The sequence below is a fragment of the Bacillus sp. 17RED48 genome, assembly GCF_019837545.1.
GTDB lineage: Bacteria > Bacillota > Bacilli > Bacillales > Bacillaceae_G > Bacillus_A > Bacillus_A wiedmannii.
Genome location: NZ_JADAXG010000002.1, coordinates 206564 through 224329, shown reverse-complemented (window position 1 = coordinate 224329; position 17766 = coordinate 206564). Strand labels below are relative to the sequence as shown.

General features: G+C 34.9%; 16 protein-coding genes. 11 read left to right on the top strand and 5 right to left on the bottom strand.

The window, feature by feature from the left end:
* Nucleotides 1-24: 24 nt before the first annotated feature.
* Genes exsE through ILT06_RS07725 form a run of 4 tightly spaced genes read right to left on the bottom strand, consistent with a single transcriptional unit; the run spans nt 25 to nt 2963 of the window.
* Nucleotides 25-981 carry an exosporium protein ExsE gene (gene exsE / locus ILT06_RS07740; protein ID WP_222654993.1) on the bottom strand — a complete coding sequence of 319 codons (957 nt, stop codon included), beginning with the start codon at nt 979-981 and terminating at the stop codon, nt 25-27.
* Nucleotides 978-2048: a hypothetical protein gene (locus ILT06_RS07735; protein WP_064476476.1), complete on the bottom strand. Its 1071-nt coding sequence runs from the start codon at nt 2046-2048 to the stop codon at nt 978-980. Before ILT06_RS07735 ends, exsE begins: the two co-directional genes overlap by 4 nt.
* Nucleotides 2041-2484 carry a hypothetical protein gene (locus ILT06_RS07730; RefSeq protein WP_088092806.1) on the bottom strand — a complete coding sequence of 148 codons (444 nt, stop codon included), beginning with the start codon at nt 2482-2484 and terminating at the stop codon, nt 2041-2043. The genes ILT06_RS07735 and ILT06_RS07730 overlap by 8 nt, the downstream gene beginning before the upstream one ends.
* Nucleotides 2481-2963 carry an RNA polymerase sigma factor gene (locus tag ILT06_RS07725; RefSeq protein ID WP_154131357.1) on the bottom strand — a complete coding sequence of 161 codons (483 nt, stop codon included), beginning with the start codon at nt 2961-2963 and terminating at the stop codon, nt 2481-2483. Before ILT06_RS07725 ends, ILT06_RS07730 begins: the two co-directional genes overlap by 4 nt.
* 282 nt (nt 2964-3245) lie before the next feature.
* On the opposite strand from ILT06_RS07725, the gene ILT06_RS07720 reads away from it, so the two are divergent.
* The 6 genes from ILT06_RS07720 (at nt 3246) to cls (ending at nt 9680) form a co-directional block, all read left to right on the top strand.
* Entirely contained in the window at nt 3246-3884 is a 639-nt protein-coding gene (locus ILT06_RS07720) for a response regulator transcription factor (RefSeq protein WP_000694104.1), read from the top strand.
* Between the two features lie 4 nt (nt 3885-3888).
* Nucleotides 3889-4989 (top strand): sensor histidine kinase, encoded by a 1101-nt coding sequence (locus ILT06_RS07715; protein ID WP_064476475.1) that lies wholly within the window; start codon nt 3889-3891, stop codon nt 4987-4989.
* A 136-nt stretch (nt 4990-5125) separates the two neighbouring features.
* Nucleotides 5126-6064 carry an ABC transporter ATP-binding protein gene (locus ILT06_RS07710; RefSeq protein ID WP_001093809.1) on the top strand — a complete coding sequence of 313 codons (939 nt, stop codon included), beginning with the start codon at nt 5126-5128 and terminating at the stop codon, nt 6062-6064.
* 37 nt (nt 6065-6101) lie between these two features.
* Nucleotides 6102-7211 carry an ABC transporter permease gene (locus tag ILT06_RS07705; RefSeq protein ID WP_064476474.1) on the top strand — a complete coding sequence of 370 codons (1110 nt, stop codon included), beginning with the start codon at nt 6102-6104 and terminating at the stop codon, nt 7209-7211.
* Nucleotide 7212: 1 nt separating this feature from the next.
* Entirely contained in the window at nt 7213-8358 is a 1146-nt protein-coding gene (locus ILT06_RS07700) for an ABC transporter permease (RefSeq protein WP_000651861.1), read from the top strand.
* Nucleotides 8359-8468: 110 nt separating this feature from the next.
* Nucleotides 8469-9680: a cardiolipin synthase gene (cls, locus tag ILT06_RS07695; protein WP_064476473.1), complete on the top strand. Its 1212-nt coding sequence runs from the start codon at nt 8469-8471 to the stop codon at nt 9678-9680.
* A gap of 52 nt (nt 9681-9732) precedes the next feature.
* Here the strand turns inward: cls and pyrH are convergent, their stop codons facing one another.
* Nucleotides 9733-10476, bottom strand: coding sequence for a UMP kinase (gene pyrH, locus ILT06_RS07690; protein WP_064476472.1), 744 nt, complete (start codon nt 10474-10476; stop codon nt 9733-9735).
* A gap of 377 nt (nt 10477-10853) precedes the next feature.
* Here pyrH and ILT06_RS07685 point away from each other — a divergent pair, with 377 nt between their 5' ends.
* From ILT06_RS07685 to ILT06_RS07665, 5 genes are all read left to right on the top strand, one after another.
* The gene (locus ILT06_RS07685) at nt 10854-12125 is read left to right on the top strand and encodes a cation:dicarboxylate symporter family transporter (protein WP_000713278.1); all 1272 of its coding nucleotides are present in this window, start codon (nt 10854-10856) and stop codon (nt 12123-12125) included.
* Between the two features lie 24 nt (nt 12126-12149).
* A complete protein-coding gene (gene aspA / locus ILT06_RS07680; RefSeq protein ID WP_000224183.1) occupies nt 12150-13589 on the top strand; it encodes an aspartate ammonia-lyase in 1440 nt (479 codons plus the stop codon).
* 75 nt (nt 13590-13664) lie between these two features.
* The gene (gene malS, locus ILT06_RS07675) at nt 13665-15377 is read left to right on the top strand and encodes an oxaloacetate-decarboxylating malate dehydrogenase (protein ID WP_142289438.1); all 1713 of its coding nucleotides are present in this window, start codon (nt 13665-13667) and stop codon (nt 15375-15377) included.
* 63 nt (nt 15378-15440) lie between these two features.
* Complete coding sequence (locus ILT06_RS07670; protein ID WP_081257374.1) at nt 15441-16739, top strand: sensor histidine kinase; 1299 nt, start codon at nt 15441-15443, stop codon at nt 16737-16739.
* 2 nt (nt 16740-16741) lie between these two features.
* Nucleotides 16742-17674 carry a response regulator gene (locus ILT06_RS07665; protein ID WP_064476470.1) on the top strand — a complete coding sequence of 311 codons (933 nt, stop codon included), beginning with the start codon at nt 16742-16744 and terminating at the stop codon, nt 17672-17674.
* The last annotated feature ends 92 nt before the right edge of the window (nt 17675-17766 follow it).

The following is a 17766-nucleotide window of genomic DNA, read 5'->3' as shown; positions in this document are numbered from 1 at the left end:
CCTTCCACAATTGTGGAAGGTTTTTTATTTTTCAATAATACTCATATTTATATTATAAGCTTTCTCAATATTTAATTTGTACGTCCCATTTCCTGTTTTAATCGAATTTTTATACCAATGTTCTTGCTCGTTGAATTCTGGATTTCCTTCTGAAGAATTATTTTCTTTTTTCGTTAAATCTTCAACTTGTTCCCAAGTTGTGTTTCCATGTGCTTCTTTTTTGTTTGTTACGGCGATTAAAGATACATCGCTTTCTTTCGTTAAATGAACAGATACATTTGAACTTTCTTGTACAAACCAATTATTTTGTAATTGACCTGGATAAAGGGATAGCTCGTTATTTGAAGCACGAACTTCTACATTTTTATTTTGCGGAAGAACGAGTGTCGGTTTGACCTGTGGTGCTGAATTCCATAACGTATGTTGAACTGGTAATGATTTTAAAGTGATATACATCGTTTCCCCAGCTGTTTGAACTGAAAGAAAATCTTCTTGTTTTAAATTGAGTTTTTCATTAGCTTTCGTCGTCATTTCATATGTTCCAAGAAGGTGAATTTGATTTGTATTATTTCCCTCTATTGTTAGAGGGTGCTGCCCTGCATCCACTACAATTTTTTTGATAGACTCAGGTATATCAAGTTGTTCACTTGGAATATTACTCGTTTGGCGAGTTGTATGAATAGAATGACGAACTTCATCTAGTAATCCAGTGGATAATAAACAGTAAAAAGCAATTCCGACGCTTCCTAAAACGCCGATAAAGAAAATACTAAAAATATCATATTTAATAAAGGATTGTTCCTTCTTAGAAAATAGAAGGTATAGTAAAATTTCCAGGCCAAGTATGACAAGTAAAACAGGCCACCAAGCTGTTAAGGAATCTAATACCTCAGTACCTTTTATAACTGAAAATAGTAAGAAGCAACCTAATGAAATAATAGAAAGCCCCATTGAAAATGTTCCAACGCGCCATGTTCTCATTCTTGTGTACCACCTTTGTTTTCTTTATTTCCAACTAACAATTTAAAGCCGCCACCAATTAAGAGGAGTGCAACGATAGATGTTTGGAAATAGCGATAATACAGTTCGCTAAGATGAATGTTAAATATAGTTGCAAAGTAATCATTCAAAATAGGAAGGACTGTTTGATCTAATAAATAATAACCACCAAGTGTAATTAACCCAATACCGATCCATCTTTGATGATTGATAAAATAATCAATGATAGGTTCGTCATGTACACGTTCTTTTCCATACTTTGCAGTTTGTTGTAAAGCGTCAAAAAAGCTATAGAACCAAATGATTGGAACTAAAAATAAAAACGCTGAAAGTCTTAATAAGTCGAGTAAATATATAGAAAGTAAAAAGGCTGCCATAAGCTGAAGGCCGCGGCGTTGTAAGCCTAAATACATATGTCCTGCTCCGGGGAACATCGCTAAAATAGAAGCGAATGTTTTATTCTTCTTTCCTTGTTCACGATGCTCTTCAAACTCTTCGAAAATAGTACGATCATCTAGTTGCTCGCCACGTTCTTTTTTCTGGAGTTGCTGAACAACATCAAAGAAATTGTAAATCCATAAAACAGGTAATGTAATAAGGAAGATAAGGAAACTTTCTTGCGATGTTAAAAGTGCAACGAAAATAATCATACTTCCGATTCCTGTGCAAGCTACTAAAAATGTAAGTCCACGTTGCATAAGTCCTAATTGAAAATGTCCAAGTCCAGGGATGATGGATAGGAGAATGATATAAAATCGTTCGCTTTCTTTAGAGGACTCTGTAAATTCTCCTGCAGCTTGTTTTTTCGATTGGTTAATAATAGTGATAACTAAATCTAATAAATTGATCGCCCATAAGACGACTAGTAAAAATAGAGAAAGAAAAGCAATATCACGCGCACCTAATGCTATTGTACAAAATGCTGCAAAGATAAATAGAAATACAGCCCCTCCGCTATATAAAATAAACCGTCCAAATTTCTTTAAATATAAATGTCCAAGCCCGGGAATTAGCCCTAATACAAGTGCTAAAAAGGGATTTTTATTCATGCTTTGAACCTCCGTCCTTTTTTGATGTGTCTACCGATTTGTTTACAATTTGTTGTGAGATAGAAGACTCGTTATGTTTTGAAGATTTCTCGAAATTTGATGTCGCTGTGAAAATATATTGGAATAAACCACTTACCATAAAAATAATTGTAGCCGCAGTCGCAATTATGTAGTGAATAATGGTGCGCTTTAGTGAGTTTGTTTTTATATTTTCATTAGGTTGTAGCGTTTCAAAATTAATTTGCATCATAACTTCGTTCGTAAATGAATCATCATTTATCATTGGAAGGTTTTCATGTTGTTCATCGATACTTTCCATATAAAGTGCTAAACAATGATCACATTCATAAAGGTGTTCTTCCATAGATTCACGTCCATTGCTTTCTATAAAATCTAAAGTATAATTGCGCCAATCCTCTTTTGAATAATGCATCATAGAAACTCTTCCTCCTTCCAATGTTTTTTAATCCATTTTCTTGCCCGGTACAGTTTCATTTCGACTGTTTTCACTTCAATGTTTTCCTGTAAAGAAATTTCTTGATAACTTTTTTCTTCTAAGTAATGTGCGAGAACGACGTCACGGTAATTTTCGGGAAGTTCTCTCAGTTTTTGAGCAATGAGTAATTTTTGCTCTTTCGTCAATAATAAAGCCTCAATATTATGAGAGGATTTTATATTTTCCCCAGTTTCTTTACATAAGGAGAGTTCTTCGTTTTCTCTAGCTTTCTTCCTTTTATAATCAATAGCGTGATTGGTGGCAATACGTGCCATCCACGTTTTTAATCCGCGAAATTGATAATTTGGGAGAGAGGCGTGAATTTTTAAGAATACTTCTTGTGTAACATCTTTCGCATCTTCTTCATGTCTTAAAATAGAAAAGATAACTTGAAAAATATAATGACGATATGTTTGCACAAGGATACGAAAAGCATGTTCGCTTCCTTGCTGTGCTTTTTCAATTAATTGTTTTTCCTCAATGGGTCTCTCCCTCCTTTTTGACGCATTCTATTATATAGACGTAAGAAACGATTGGACACCCTACACATGTTGTAAAAAAAGAATAATATATTTTTAGGAAGGAAGCTATATGAAAAAGGTGTGAAAAAATGGTAAAAAGAAGTATATAATGAGCAAGTGGGAAATGTTACGTGAAGAAAGGATGTGAATGTTAGTAGGGGAAGGTCCATACTAACAAACATGAAAATTAAAATATTAATAGCGGATGATAATTCTTTTATTAGAGAAGGCATGAAAATTATTTTAAATACATATGAAGAGTTCGAAGTAGTAGATACTGTGAATGATGGGAAGGAAGCGGTGGAATATTGCAAAAAGAACGACGTTGATATCGCTCTTTTAGATGTCCGTATGCCAAATATGAACGGGGTAGAGGCAACGAAATTTATTTGTGAAGAAACGGAAACGAAACCACTAATTTTAACGACGTTCGATGATGATGAATATATTTTGGACGCAGTGAAGAACGGGGCGAAAGGTTATTTATTAAAAAATAATGATCCAGAGCGTATTCGTGATGCAATAAAAGGAGTATATAACGGTCAAACTGTTATGCAAGATGTAGTGCTTGATAAAATTAAGAGCAATTTAATGGAGAGCAAAGAGGATGAATGTAAAATAGATACAAGTCTTTTTACAGAAAGAGAACTTAGTATTATCGCATTAATTGCGAAAGGTTTCTCGAATAAAGAAATTTCAAAGCAACTTTTCATATCAGAAGGAACGATTGCTAATTATATTACATCAGTTTTAGGGAAAACTGGACTTGAACATCGTACACAAATTGCGATTTATTATTTAACAGGGAAAGTAGATTAAAGATATGGAATTTTGGTTAATTGTAAGTAAATTAATTGTCTTTATATATATTGTGTTTAGTTACATTTATTTAAATGTTGCGAACTTACCATGGATTATACTTGCTTTGCTTTTATATCTTTCTGTAAACGTGCTAATCTCTATATTTAAAAAAGGTACGCACAAAAACATATTAACTTCTCTGTCAATTGGAATAGTTATATTATTCGCATGGAAGATTCATCCGTTTTTTATTTTGTTTTTACCATTGAACTTATATGAAATTATATTTCGTTATATAGAGAATAAATGGCTGATCTTTATCATTATGATGATTCCTATTATCTTTACCGATGAAAGTATTCGAATGACATATGGATTAATTGTTGCATTTTCTTTCATTGTACTAACTATGGCAGAACGGTATATATCGCGTGTATTAAAGCTTGAATCACAAAATGATAAGATGCGAAAAGATATGCAGCGGTTGACGAAAAGTTTACATGAAAATAAAGAGTACATAAAGCAATCAGAGTATACATTTAAGTTAGAAGAGAGAAATCGGTTGTCACAAGAAATTCATGATAAAATTGGCCACTCGATGACAGGGGCGCTAATTCAAATGGAAGCAGCAAAGAGATTAATGGGGATAGATAAAGAAAAATCTGCCGAGTTATTACAAAATGCAATTCATATTTCAAAAGATGGAATTGAAAGTATTCGAGTTACATTAAAAAATATGAAGCCACCAACTGAGCAAATTGGCATTCATCGTATGAAATTATTCATAGAGGAATTTGCCGGTAAGCATGAAATAAATATTCCTTTCGTATATAAAGGGAATTTAGATATGATTTCACCGATTCAGTGGAAGATTATCGGTGAAAATGTTACGGAGGCATTAACTAATGCGATGAAATATGCTGATGCGACAGTCATTTCAATCGATATTCATGTACTTAATAAGATGGTGAAAGTACAAGTGAAGGATAATGGAAAAGGTGCAGCTCTCGTTAAGAAAGGTCTCGGGATTATGGGGATGGAGGAGCGAACAGCATCAGTAAACGGAAAAATTATTGTAGACGGAAGAAGTGGTTTTTCAGTAACGATGTTGTTGCCCATATAGGAAATTATGACGAGGATGAATCATCTCATATGAAAAAAGTGAATAATCTCATGTGAAAAGAATGAACTTCTGCACTGAGCAGGTTCATTTTTTTTGTTTATACTAAAAGCAGAGAAACCGAAATAGGGGTGAAATGATGAATACATTAGAAATTAAAAATTTAACGAAAAAATTTGGTGATTTCATCGCGGTAGATAATATGTCTTTATCTATTAAAGAAGGAGAGATATTTGGCTTTTTAGGATCAAATGGTGCTGGTAAAAGTACAACGATAAATATGATTGCTGGGTTGTTAAGAAGTAATGAAGGTGAAATTAGCATATTAGGAAAAAATATAAAGAAACATAATCGATTTGCGAAGATGAATATCGGTATCGTTCCGCAAGATATTGCGATTTATGAAGAGTTAACTGCCTATGAAAATGTGAAATTCTTTGCTGGACTGTACGGGTTAAGAGGAGCTGAGCTAAAAGCGAGAGTAGAGGAAGCACTTCAATTTGTAGGGCTTAGTGATAAACATAAAAGTTACCCGAAAAACTTTTCTGGCGGGATGAAACGAAGACTGAATATCGCTTGTGCGATCGCTCATAGACCGAAGTTAATTATTATGGATGAGCCGACAGTTGGAATTGATCCACAGTCAAGAAACTATATCCTTCAGTCTGTTCGGAAATTAAATGAAATGGGAAGTACTATTATTTATACGAGTCACTACATGGAAGAAGTAGAAGAGATTTGTTCTAAAATAGCAATTGTAGATCACGGTAAAGTGATTGCAGAAGGAACGAAAGAACAGTTAAAAGCGATTATTACTGATACGAAAGACATTTGGGTTGAAGTGAAGTCAGTAGAAAATTTAGATGTAGAAAAGTTAAAAGAGATAAACGGTGTGAAAGCTGTTCAAGTTGAAGAGAACGTAATCAAGGTAAACTCGGATGCAGGAGTAAATAATTTAAATAAAATTATTCAGCATTTCATTAATCATGACATTGAAATTCGTTCGTTAGAGGAGCAGGCCCCGAACTTAGAAACAGTATTCCTTACGTTGACTGGAAGAAACTTACGAGATAAATAAAAGGTAAATGAAGAAAAGGTAAAGGGAGGTTCATCAATTGAACATCTTCAATATTGCAGTTATGCATATTAAAAGAGATTTCAGGGACGTAAGAACTTTAGTTTTTATGTTAGCATTTCCGATTGTACTAATGCTTGTGTTAGGAACAGCGTTAACGAATGCATTTGATAGCGATAGTCAAGCGATTAAAGATATACAAGTGCTCTACAAAGATGAAACGAGTAGCACATTTTCTCAAACGTTCGAAGCATTTACGAAAGAAGTCGATAAATCGGGTATTCATTTTAAAAAAGCTTCCGGCAGTATAGATGGGAAAGAAGAAGTGAAGCAAAATAAATATGCTGCTTATGTAGAATTAAATAAAGATGGTGCGAAATTTTACGGAAGTGACAAAAGTAGTATTGAGGGAAGTATTGTGGAAGGCATGCTTACAACATTTATTGATAAGTACAATGTAGCGGCCGAAGTTGCAAAAGTTGATCCTAGTAAGGTGGGCACGGTTATTTCAAGCGGAAATCATAATGATTATATAAAAGAAACATCTTTACAAGCTGCACAAAAGCCAGGTTCTATGGATTACTACGCGGTTGTAATGACAACGATGATTGCACTATATGCTGCGATGGGAGCGAGTTCTTTAATTCGAGGAGAACGAATACGTAAAACAGGAGATCGTCTCATTGCTGCACCTATAAGTAAGGCTGAAATATTCATTGGAAAAGTACTTGGTAGCCTAGTAGCAAATGCTCTGTGCATATTACTCGTCATGTTATTTAGTAAATTTGTTTTTCAAGCGAATTGGGGCGACCATCTTGGAATCATATTTCTTATTTTATTAACACAAATTTTTCTAGCAATTAGCTTCGGTTTAGGAATTGGATATATTACAAAAACACCGGAATCATCTAGAGCGATTATTATGGTTATTGTGCAATTAGCCTCTATTTTTGGTGGTGCATATTTCGTAATAGAAGAAAATTTCGTTACGAATTTATCACCATTAACGTGGGCAAACACAGCTGTTATGAAAATTATTTATGCAAATGATGTAGGAGCAGCACTACCGGTAATATGTTTAAACCTTGGCATTTCAGCACTCTTTTTATTAATTGCAATTATTGCATTACGTAGACGGGAGGGGCTATAGTATGAAAGATATTTTATGGCTCATACAAAAAACGTTATCTGTCCTTTTGAAAAATAAAAAAGGGTTATTCATTATTATTAGTTTGCCGATAATCGGAACACTAATCTCCTTCTCGATGTATGGGAATATGGGGCAAGGGACGTTAAATATCGGGGTTATTAATAAAGAAAATCAATCTATAGCAAATGATACGGTGAAATTTTTAGAAGGATTAAATCATGTAAAGGTAAGTAAAATTAAAGAATCTGAAGTAGAAGATAAACTCACTTCCAAAAAACTTGATGGAGTTATTACATTAGATTCTGGTTTTTCAAAAAGTGTTCGAGAAGGGAAACCAAATCATATTGAAATTTCATCGATTAAAGGTGATCAAGTAACAGGATTTATAAAATCATATTTATACAATTATATTGATAATGTAGCAGCTATTAGTAAAGTAGCAGGAACAGATCAAAGTGCATTTGATACTATGTACGCAGGATATCAAAAAGGTTCATTTAAAATGAAAACTGAGACGCTAGAAGATACTTCGAAAAATAAAGATATGACAAACCAAACGATGGGTTACCTTATTATGTTTATGCTATTTTCAGCAGCGAACTTATCAGGTTATATTTTAAAAGAAAAAGAAAATAGAACGTATTTTAGACTCTTATCAACGCCGATAGATGGGAAGAAATTCATATTATCTAATGTCGGGGTAAATATGCTGCTATTAACAGTACAAATTCTGATTACAATCTTATTCCTAACGAATATTTTTCATATAAATATCAATATGCCTTTCATAGTGATGATTGGTGTACTCATGCTATTTGCTTTAATAGCGATTGGAATATCGTTAGTCCTTGTCGCTTTTTCGAAAAACTCAGCATCAGCAAATGCACTGCAAAATATGATCATTGTACCGACATGTTTACTGGCTGGATGTTATTTTCCATATGACATTATGCCGAAAGCAGTGCAAAAAGTAGCTGATTTTCTTCCACAGAGATGGCTATTAGACACAGTATCAAAACTACAACAAGGAATTCCGATTTCAGATTTGTATTTAAATATTTTAATCTTATTTGCCTTTGCGGTAGCATTCTTCTTAATTGCTATTTATAAGTTTGGAAGAAATAATGATGCGAGAAACTTTGTTTAATATGAAAAGGGTGTGACGTTAAGTCGCATCCTTTTTTGTATGAAGCATGAAATCTAAATTTGAATGACAAAATAGAAAGGTGGAAAGAAAATGAGCGGAAGGAAATCAAAATGATTAAAAAAATATTGCGAGTTACTTCTATTGTAATTACTATTTTCGTTTTTGTTTTAATTTGGATGCATATTGACGTTACGCTCGGAAGAAAAATGGAAGTCGGGAAAAATATGCCGACAGAGTACGCTCCTCATTATAGTGATTTTCAATTATATGTAGAAGGAAAGTCATTTTATAAACAGTTATTTACTGATATAAGAGAGGCGAAGCAATCTATTTACACGTACTTTTTTATTTTGTCGGATGATAAAAGTAGCCATACTTTTTTAAACTTATTAAAAGAGAAGGCAAAAGAAGGAGTAAACGTCTATTTATCAGTTGATCGCATTAATGATTTATCATTTGAAAGAAAGATGAAAAATGAATTGCGGGAAAGTGGTGTGCATTTTACATATAGTAGAAAACCTGAATTGCCATTCGGATTTTATTCACTTCACCATCGTAATCATCGCCGTATTACGACCATTGATGGCGAGATTGGCTATACGGGTGGTTTTAATATGGGAGATGAGTACTTAGGAAAAGATAAACGATTTGGATATTGGCGTGATTATCATGTGCGGCTTAGAGGAGAAGGAGCGAAAGATTTAGAAGAGCAATTCGCTTTAGATTGGAAACGAGATACGAAAGAACATATAAAAAGAAGTACGAATAAAGCTAGTAAAGGGAACACATTACATACGATGACTAACTATAATGGACATTACGTCGCTGAAAAGTATATCGAATTAATAAAACAAGCGAAGCATTCAATTGTCATTACAACACCTTATTTTATAGCGAAAAATAAAGAATTTATGAATGCTTTAATGGAAGCGCAAAAACGTGGTGTCACAGTGAAAATACTTTGGTCATATAAACCAGATATTCCTCTCATTAAAGAGGCAGCGTATCCTTATATTCGTCAAGCTGTTAATAATGGGATTAAAGTATATGGTTATAAAAAAGGAATGTTTCATGGAAAGTTAATGCTGATTGATAATGAACTAACTGTTATCGGTACAACGAACATAACGGCACGTAGCTTTTATATTAATGATGAGATGAACTTGTATATTCACGGTGGGACTATCGTATCAGAAGTGAATGAGGCGTTAACAAAAGATTTTCGTGATTCAAAAGAGATGACGAAAGAGTTTTTTGAGACGTTATCGTTTTGGGAGCGGTGTAAGGAGAAATTAGCAGGATTGGTGGATTTTTATTTATAAAGGTTAATGGAAAAGGGTGTCTTTTATAGACACCCTTTTTAATGAGAAATCATTAGTTTTCATGCATAAGCAATGAAGCATCATCATTAATCAATGTCCCCACATGCTCACCTAAGCAAATTCTTTTCATAACTCCAGGCTCATCAAAGTTAAAGACGTGTGCTGGCAAATTATAATCACGGGCAAGTAATAAAGCGGCTTGATCCATTACTTGTATGTTTTGCCTAACGATGTCGTTATAGTTTAGTTTTCTGTACATTTTTGCTGATTTATTATGTTTTGGATCACTAGTAAAGACGCCATCTACTCCTTGTTTTGCGACTAATATAGCGTCACTATTCATTTCAATGGCTCTTTGGACACTTGGATAATCTGTCGTAACAAATGGTTGCCCGTTACCACCTCCAAAGATAATGATATAACCGTTATCTAAATGATGTACTGCGCGTAGGCGGATATATGGTTCAGCTACAGCATTAAACGGGATGGAAGTCATAACGCGTACTTCTTTATTTGTTTTACTTGTTAAAACGCCGCGTAGCATTAGACTGTTGATAATTGTACCTAACGTACCGATATTATCAGCTTCTACACGATCAATTCCCCATTCTTCAGCTAAATGGCCTCTGAAAATGTTACCGCCTCCGATGACAATAGATACCTCGATACCTAAATCAACAATGGATAAAATCTCGTTTGCGATATGTTCTAATCTTTTGGAGTTAAAGCTATTTCCGGTTTGATCGGCAAGTGCACCGCCGCTTAATTTAATTAAGACACGTTTATATGGCCTCATAACAATTCCCCCTATATAGATCGCAATAAAAAAGGAACAAAGGCAAATGCCTTTGTTCCTTTTTTAGAAAATGAAAAAGAAAAGAAGAAGATAAGACGAATTTTTGTACATAATTTTTCATATCATCCACTCCTTTTCATTTCGATTTGTTGTAAGTATATATATTTTTGATTATACGAAACAATCTGATTACTTATCAAGTATATTTTATTTCTTTTTAATGAAAAGGTGTCAATGAAAAAGAAAAGAAAAATTTTCGGATTTTTTGTGACGAACTTGTAGGTTTTTGTATGATTTTGTAGGTTCGCCTATAAGATGTGTGAGTAAGCTTTTATAAATACGAAATGAAAGCGTTCGCATGAAGGGGATGAACATAAATGAAAAAATTCGGATTGGCAACACAAATTTTTGTCGCGCTTGTTTTAGGGATTGTAGTAGGGGCAATCTTTTATGGCAATAAAACGGCGATTTCTTATATCACACCAATTGGGGATATATTTATTCACTTAATTAAAATGATTGTAGTACCAATTGTTATTTCAGCATTAATTGTTGCGGTAGCTGGTGTAGGAGATATGAAGAAGCTTGGGAAACTGGGCGGTAAGACAATTCTTTATTTCGAAATTATTACGACGATTGCTATTTTAATGGGATTACTTGCGGCGAATATATTCCAACCAGGTACTGGCGTTGATATGAGTAACTTACAGCAAAGTGATATTTCTTCTTATAAACAAACAGCAGATGCTACAGAGAAGAAAGGTTTTGCTGAGACAATTGTTCATATTGTACCGAAAAACGTATTTGAATCGATTGCACAAGGTGACTTATTACCGATTATTTTCTTCTCAGTATTATTCGGTTTAGGAGTTGCGGCAATTGGAGACAAAGGAAAGCCCGTCTTTAACTTCTTTGAAGGTGTACTCGAAGCGATGTTTTGGGTTACAAATCAAGTTATGAAATTTGCACCATTTGGTGTATTCGCATTAATTGCAGTTACGGTTGCAAAATTTGGTGTAGCAACACTACTTCCTTTAGGAAAACTAGTGCTAGCTGTATACGTAACTGTTATACTATTCGTTGTGATTGTATTAGGTATTAATGCACGAATGGTTGGCGTAAACATTTTTACATTAATGAAAATTTTAAAAGAAGAACTTATTCTTTCATTTACGACAGCAAGTTCAGAAGCTGTTTTACCTAATATAATGAGAAAAATGGAAGAGTTCGGTTGTCCAAAGGCAGTTGCCTCTTTCGTTATTCCGACAGGTTATACATTCAACTTGACTGGATCGGCTATTTATCAAGCGTTAGCGGCATTGTTTGTTGCACAAATGTACGGTGTGCACATGTCACTGACAGAGCAAATTACGTTATTATTCGTTCTCATGTTAACATCCAAGGGTATGGCGGGAGTTCCAGGTGCATCGTTCGTTGTTGTATTAGCAACGTTAGGTTCAATGGGATTACCACTAGAAGGTATCGCGTTAATTGCGGGAATTGACCGCATTTTAGATATGATTCGCTCATCTGTCAATGTATTAGGAAATGCATTAGCGGCCATTGTTATGTCGAAGTGGGAAGGCGAATTCGATAATGAGAAAGCAAAACAATATGTAGAAACAGTCAAAGAAACAAAAGCAGCATAAGAAATCGTTAAGGAGTGAATAATCATGGCAACATTAACTGAAGTTAAAAATGGTGTTCGAATTGAAAAAGATTTTTTAGGTGAAAAAGAAGTGCCAAACTATGCGTACTACGGCGTACAAACAATGCGTGCAGTAGAAAACTTCCCAATTACAGGATACAAAATCCATGAAGGCTTAATTAAAGCATTCGCAATTGTAAAAAAGGCTGCAGCGCTTGCTAATACAGATGTAGGAAGATTGGAATTGAACAAGGGCGGCGCGATCGCAGAAGCCGCTCAAGAAATTCTTGATGGAAAATGGCATGATCATTTCATCGTAGATCCAATCCAAGGCGGAGCAGGTACTTCAATGAATATGAATGCAAATGAAGTCATGGCCAATCGTGCTCTTGAATTATTAGGAATGGAAAAGGGAGACTATCATTATATTAGTCCAAATAGTCATGTAAACATGGCGCAATCAACAAACGATGCATTCCCAACGGCGATTCATATTGCAACATTAAATGCATTAGAAGGCTTATTACAAACGATGGGTTATATGCACGATGTATTTGAATTAAAAGCAGAGCAGTTCGATCATGTTATTAAAATGGGTCGTACACATTTACAAGACGCTGTGCCAATTCGTCTTGGACAAGAATTTAAAGCGTATTCTCGCGTACTTGAACGTGATATGAAACGTATCAAGCAATCACGTCAACATCTATATGAAGTAAATATGGGAGCAACTGCAGTTGGTACAGGCTTAAATGCAGATCCAGAATATATTGAAGCAGTTGTAAAACATTTAGCTACAATTAGTGAACTGCCACTTGTTGGTGCAGAAGACTTAGTAGATGCAACGCAAAATACGGATGCATACACAGAAGTATCAGCAGCACTAAAAGTATGTATGATGAATATGTCTAAAATTGCGAATGACCTTCGCTTAATGGCATCAGGTCCACGTGTTGGCTTAGCGGAAATTATGTTGCCTGCTCGTCAACCAGGTTCATCTATTATGCCAGGGAAAGTAAACCCTGTTATGCCAGAAGTAATTAATCAAATTGCGTTCCAAGTAATTGGTAACGACCATACAATTTGCCTTGCTTCAGAAGCAGGACAATTAGAATTAAACGTTATGGAACCAGTACTTGTTTTCAACTTACTTCAATCTATTAGCATTATGAATAACGGTTTCCGTGCCTTTACAGATAATTGCTTAAAAGGAATTGAAGCGAATGAAGATCGCTTAAAAGAGTATGTTGAGAAGAGTGTAGGAATTATTACAGCCGTGAACCCTCATATCGGTTATGAAGCAGCAGCTCGCGTTGCGAAAGAAGCAATTGCAACAGGTCAATCCGTTCGAGAACTTTGTGTGAAAAACGGTGTACTGTCACAAGAAGACTTAGAGTTAATTCTAGATCCATTCGAAATGACGCACCCAGGGATTGCAGGAGCAACTCTTTTAAAGAAAAATTAAAAGAAGAGGGGGGACAATCCCCTCTTTTTTGTTTACAATATAGAAATGCTATATATGAATAGAGGTAGGGATGTTATGAGTAAGTTTACAGTAGCTTCTAATGGTTCATTAGAAACGACATTAAGAGGAGTAGAAGTATTATCGACACCACTTTTAAATAAAGGGGTCGCTTTCACGCAAGAAGAGAGAGAAGAATTAGGTTTAAAAGGGTTATTACCGCCAGCAGTTTTAACATTAGAAGAACAAGCACGCCGAGCGTATGAACAATTTTGTTCTCAGCCGGATGATTTATTAAAGAACGTATATTTAACAGCGTTACATGATCGAAATGAAGTATTATTTTATCGTATATTAACAAATCACTTACGTGAAATGTTACCAATTGTATATACACCAACAGTCGGTGTAGCAATTCAAAGGTATAGTCATGAATACCGTAAACCGCGTGGTGTGTATTTATCAATTAACGATCCGTCGGGTATCGAAGAAGCATTCGCCAATATCGGTGCAACAGCTGAAAACATTGATTTAGTCGTTGTAACAGATGGAGAAGGCATACTTGGAATTGGTGACTGGGGTGTTGGTGGTATAAACATCGCAATCGGGAAATTAGCTGTTTATACGGCCGCAGTTGGTATCGATCCTAGCCGTGTATTACCGGTAATTTTAGATGTGGGTACAAATCGTGAGGAACTATTAAACAATCCATTTTATATTGGAAATCGTCACCCTCGTATAACTGGTGAAGCTTACGATGAATTTATTGATACATTTGTACAAGCAGTGAATAAACAATTCCCGAAAGCACTTTTACATTGGGAAGACTTTAGCTCTCGAAATGCACGAAAAATTTTAGATAAATATCGTCATGATATTTGTACATTTAATGATGATATTCAAGGTACAGGTGCAGTTTCACTTGCTGCTGTGTTATCGGCAGTGAAAGTTTCGGGTGTACCACTAAGTGAACACCGCGTTGTTGTGTTTGGTGCTGGTACGGCTGGAATCGGTATCGCAGATCAAGTTAGAGATGCAATGGTCCGCGTTGGCGTATCAGAAGAAGAATCATATAAGCGTTTCTGGTGTATTGATCGTAACGGGTTAGTTACAGATAATATGGAAGATCTTCTTGATTTCCAAATTCCATATGCAAGAAAAGAAGCGGAAGTAAGTGAGTGGAAGAAAAATGATATGATCGGACTTGCTGAAGTTGTGAAACATGTAAAACCGACAATTTTAATCGGTACATCAACTGTTGCAGGTGCATTTAAAGAAGAGATTATTAAAGAAATGGCTTCTCACGTAGAAAGACCAATCATTTTACCAATGTCGAATCCGACGCCACTTGCTGAAGCAAAACCAGCTGATTTAATCGAGTGGACAGAAGGAAGAGCATTAGTTGCAACAGGAAGTCCATTTGAACCAGTTACATACAACGGTGTAACGTATGTGATTGGACAATCAAATAATGCACTTATTTTCCCGGGACTTGGTCTTGGAACAATTGTCGTACGTGCAAGCGTCATGACGGATGGAATGTTTGCAGCAGCTGCTGAAGCAGTTGCAAGCATGGTAGATACAAGTCAGCCAGGAGCACCTATCTTACCAGAAGTTGAAGAGTTACGTAATATCTCGGAAATGGTTGCAATTGAAGTAGCGAAAGTTGCCGTTGCAGAAGGTGTTGCTAGAGAGAACTTAAGTGATAACGATATCAAGATTGCAGTGAAAGAAGCAATATGGGAGCCGGAGTACCGCCAAATAAAAGCGGTAGAAAAGGTTAGAATATAGAAATAAAGCCCGTTTATTATAATAAGCGGGCTTTCACTTTTATTGTCGAAAAAAGTATAGGAAGTGGCACCTTTGAATTGGAATCAATTATGGAAGAAAGATATATCCCTTTTAATTATATTAATGGTTGTTGTTCCGATTGCTGGAGAGCTTAATTTTCATCCTTTTAACGATACGTTTCGCGTTAGCTTTGGGACACCGCTTTTCTTCTTTTTATTACTATTTTTAAGAAGAATACCAGCAGCGGCTGCAGGTATTCTTGTCGGTATATGTGTCGTTTTATTCCGTGTATGCCTTGATTGGATCATGCAAGGTTCATTTCATATGACAGAATCATTTTATTTGCGCTATGCTGTGTTCTTTTATTATTTTATTTATGGAAGTCTTTTTTCACTTTTTAGGGTGAATAAGTTTCATCAGAAACCAATTGTTATTGGGTGCCTTGGAATTACAATTGAAATTATCGCAAGTATGTCAGAACTTGCGATTTATCATATGGTAGTGCTCGGTACAACAATAACAGTTTCTGAAGTGAATAAATTAATTATTATTGCTATTTTCCGTAGTTTCTTTGCACTTGGCTTTTTAAATATGATGATTTTATATGAAACGAAATTAAAAGAGTCACAAGTCCGAAAAGAAAATGAAAAAATGTTAATGCACCTTTCAAATTTATATGTAGAATCTGTTCACTTGAAAAAAACGTTACAAAATGCAGAGTTGATTACACAAGAAGCATATCAACTATATCGGAATTTACAGACAAGCGATGATTCTAGCAGTAAAATAGCATTGAAAATAGCGGGAGAAGTACATGAAATAAAAAAGGATAATCAAAGAATTTTTGCAGGGTTATCTAAACTGTTATTAGATAAAAATGTGGCTGAGTATGTAGAAGGTCATGAGCTTACAGAAATGATCGTAAGAATAAATGAGAAATATGCTGAAATGCTAGGGAAAGATATACGTTTTTCTAAACATATAGAAGGTGAACACGCTGCATATCACGTGTATACAGTGCTATCAATCTTTAATAACTTAGTTGCAAATGCAGTGGAAGCAATTGAAGATAGAGGTCTCATTCGTATTAAGTTATATAAACGAGATCAACATGTAATCTTTGAAGTAATTGACGATGGCCCTGGTATTGCACAAAAGTATAAGAAATTAGTATTTAAGCCAGGGTTTACTTCCAAGTATGATCAAACAGGAACACCGTCAACAGGTATTGGACTTTCTTACATACACGAAATGGTTACAGAGCTCGGCGGAGAAGTAAGGTTAGAAGACAATGAAACTGAAAAAGGGTGTAAGTTTATCGTTTGTTTACCGGAGTGCAGTTTAAAGCGGGAAGGGGAATAGGTTTGTTTTATTATATCGTAGATGATGATGAAGTTTTCCGTTCGATGCTTTCGCAAATTATTGAGGATGGCGATCTTGGGGAAGTAATTGGAGAATCGGAAGATGGAGCGTTTATTGAAGCAGAACAGCTAAATTATAAAAAAGTAGATATTTTATTTATTGATTTACTAATGCCGATGAGAGATGGCATTGAAACAGTTCGCCATATAGCATCTTCGTTTTCTGGGAAAATTATTATGATTTCCCAAGTTGAATCGAAACAGCTCATTGGTGAGGCGTATACACTTGGTGTGGAATATTATATTACGAAACCACTAAACAAAATAGAAGTAGTATCTGTTGTACGAAAAGTGATAGAGCGTATTCGTTTGGAACGTTCTATATATGACATTCAAAAATCATTAAATAATGTGTTTCAGTGGGAAAAGCCGCAAATGCGTAGTGAAACAGTGCAAGAAGGAAAAAAGATATCAGATTCAGGACGCTTCTTACTAGCAGAACTCGGTATTGCGGGAGAGAACGGAAGTAAAGATTTACTTAGTATGCTGGAATATTTATATGGACAAGAAAAGGCGCAAACATTTGAATTTGGATTTCCTGCTTTAAAAGATATCTTTCACCAAATAACATTAAAAAAATTAGATCATATAACTTCGGATGCAGATATAGATAAGGAGAGAAAAGCATCTGAACAACGTGTAAGAAGAGCAATTTATCAATCCTTGAATCATTTAGCTTCCCTTGGACTGACAGACTTTTCAAATCCGAAATTTGAAAGTTATGCTCCGAAGTTTTTTGATTTCACTGTAGTTAGAAAGCGGATGACAGAAATGACAAAGGATGAAGTAGCAACTTCTGGCCATATACGAATTAATACGAAGAAATTTATTCAGGTGCTGTATTTTGAAGCGAAACGGTTGATGGAGATAGAGTGAAGAAGGTGCTTATAAATAAGTACCTTTTTTTGTTAAATCTATATTTTATATTTTCTCGTTGAGCATGTAAAATGTTAAGTAAGAGAAAATGG